The 2,554-nt window shown below is 36.5% G+C and carries 1 protein-coding gene; it reads left to right on the top strand.

The annotated features are described in order from the left end of the window. The first annotated feature begins 123 nt into the window (after positions 1 to 123). On the top strand, positions 124 to 2,517 hold the full coding sequence (dnaB, locus tag IQ228_RS24655; RefSeq protein ID WP_193964786.1) for a replicative DNA helicase: 2,394 nt from the start codon (positions 124 to 126) through the stop codon (positions 2,515 to 2,517). The last annotated feature ends 37 nt before the right edge of the window (positions 2,518 to 2,554 follow it).

Raw genomic sequence — 2,554 nt, 5'->3', positions numbered from 1 at the left:
CTAAAATTCGGATGCGGACATTTTTGAATTTTCAATCTTTAATCCAAAATTTAAAATCTAAAATTCGGATATTGGTTTTGGATGATGAAATAAAAATCCAAAATCGCCAACATTTAAAATTTTATGGCTGAAGAACTAAGTTTTCAGGGTGACGGTAGTAATCGTTTACCACCTCAAAACATCGAAGCAGAAGAAGCGATTTTAGGGGGTATTCTCCTAGATCCAGAGGCAATTGGTCGAGTGAGCGATCGCCTAGTTCCCGAAGCATTTTATCTTAGCGCCCATACAACCATCTATCAAGCCGCCCTCCGTCTCCATACCCAGCAAAAACCCACAGACCTACTTTCCATCACCAGTTGGTTAACAGACAACGATCAATTAACCCAAATTGGCGGCAGAAACAAACTAGCAACATTAGTAGACCGCACAGTTTCCGCAGTCAACATTGATGCCTTAGCAGGGTTAGTCATGGAAAAATACCTGCGTCGGCAATTAATCAAAGCTGGGAATGAAATTGTCCATCTTGGTTTTGAAACAGAAACAGAATTACCAATTGTTCTGGACAATGCCGAACAAAAAGTTTTTAACGTCACCCAACAAAAAACCCAATCAGGATTAGTTCATATTGGCGACACTTTAATTAATACTTTTCAAGATATTGAAACTCGTCATCAAGGTATTGCATTACCGGGGATACCTTGTGGTTTTTATGATTTAGATGCCATGACTAGCGGTTTTCAGCGTTCTGATTTAATTATCGTCGCTGGGAGGCCGTCAATGGGAAAATGTCTCAGTTATGATTCAGAAATCGTTTTAGCAGATGGACAAATTGCCACAATTGAAGAATTATATCAGCAACGGCAAGGTTCATTATTAACATTAAATGATGATTGGAAATTTACCTTTACCCAACCATCTGCATTTGTAGATGATGGAATTAAACCAGTTTTCCGCATCACAACTCGCTTAGGTCGGGCAATTGAAACCACAATTACTCACCCATTTTTAACTATTAAAGGTTGGCAAAGATTAGAAAATTTACAAGTAGGAAATAAGATTGCCATCCCTCGTAAAATAGATGTGTTTGGAACAGAAACTATCCGCGAGTGTGAAGTCAAATTATTAGCTGATTCTCTTGAAAAGAGTGATACTAAAACCGTCCCAAACATTGTCTTTAAATTAGAAAAATTACAATTATCATTGTTTCTAAATCGTCTATTTGCCACTGATGGTTGGGCTACAGTACTTAATAGTGGTCAATCACAATTAGGTTATTGTACAGTCAGCGAAAAACTAGCAAGACAAATTCAACATCTGTTGTTAAGATTTGGTATTATTGCTGCTTTGAAAAAGCGGTCTGTGAAATATAATAATACCCGTAGACCAGCATGGCAATTAGATATTACTGATGCTTTATCTATCAAAAACTTCATTGCAGAAATTGGCATTTTTGGCAAAGAAGCAGCATTAGCAAAAGTTACAGCAGCAATATCTCAAAAAAGATATAAAACTAATCGTGACTTAATACCTGTAGAAATTTGGGAACAGATAGCAGCCGCTAAAGGTAGCGAAACTTGGAGTAGTTTAGCTAAACGGGCTGGAATTAAAAGTTATACAAATATTCATGTCGGTAAAAGGGCATTAACACGAGAAAGATTATGGATTTTGTCCACTACCTTAGACAACTTACCACTTCAGCAATTAGCCAATAGTGATGTATATTGGGATGAAATTATTTCTATTGAATCAGTTGGTAATAAACAAGTTTATGATTTGACAATACCTAAAACACACAATTTTGTTGCTAATGATATTTGTGTTCACAATACCGCCTTTTGTCTTAACCTAGCTCATAACATTGCAGCCGGTTATCAATTAGCAGTTGCAGTTTTTAGTTTAGAAATGTCCAAAGAACAACTAGTACAAAGACTATTAGCTAGTGAAGCCGGAATTGAAAGTAGTTATCTAAGAAGTGGCCGGATTAGTCAAACCCAATGGGAACCTTTAAGCCGTGCCATTGATAAACTCTCAGACACGCCAATTTTTATTGATGATACGGCAAATATTACAGTCACACAAATGCGAAGTCAAGCGCGACGATTGCAAGCCGAACAAACTAAAGACTTAGGATTAATAGTAATTGATTACTTGCAATTAATGGAAGGTAGTAGTGATAATCGTGTCCAAGAATTATCGAGAATTACCCGTTCTTTAAAAGGTTTAGCGAGAGAATTATCTGTACCCATAATTGCCTTATCACAATTAAGTCGCGGAGTAGAAGCAAGAACCAATAAACGCCCAATGTTATCTGATTTGAGAGAATCGGGTTCAATTGAACAAGATGCGGATATAGTAATGATGTTATACCGTGATGAATATTATTCACCAGATACCCCAGATAGAGGAATTGCCGAAGTAATAATCGCTAAACATCGGAACGGACCAACAGGAACAATTAAACTATTATTTGATCCACAATTTACAAAGTTTAAAAATCTAGCTAAACCAAGTTGGTAATATGTCAAAAAAGAATTATTTCAGCTTGATATTACTA

The organism is Dolichospermum sp. LEGE 00246, assembly GCF_015207865.1.
GTDB lineage: Bacteria > Cyanobacteriota > Cyanobacteriia > Cyanobacteriales > Nostocaceae > Dolichospermum > Dolichospermum heterosporum.
The sequence above is the reverse complement of the archived record's forward strand: the minus strand, read 5'-3'. Positions and strand labels throughout refer to the sequence as shown.

Bases quoted from the DNA above. Each gene is read 5' to 3' on its own strand.
- dnaB (WP_193964786.1), top strand. From the start codon at position 124: ATGGCTGAAGAACTAAGTTTTCAGGGTGACGGTAGTAATCGTTTACCA.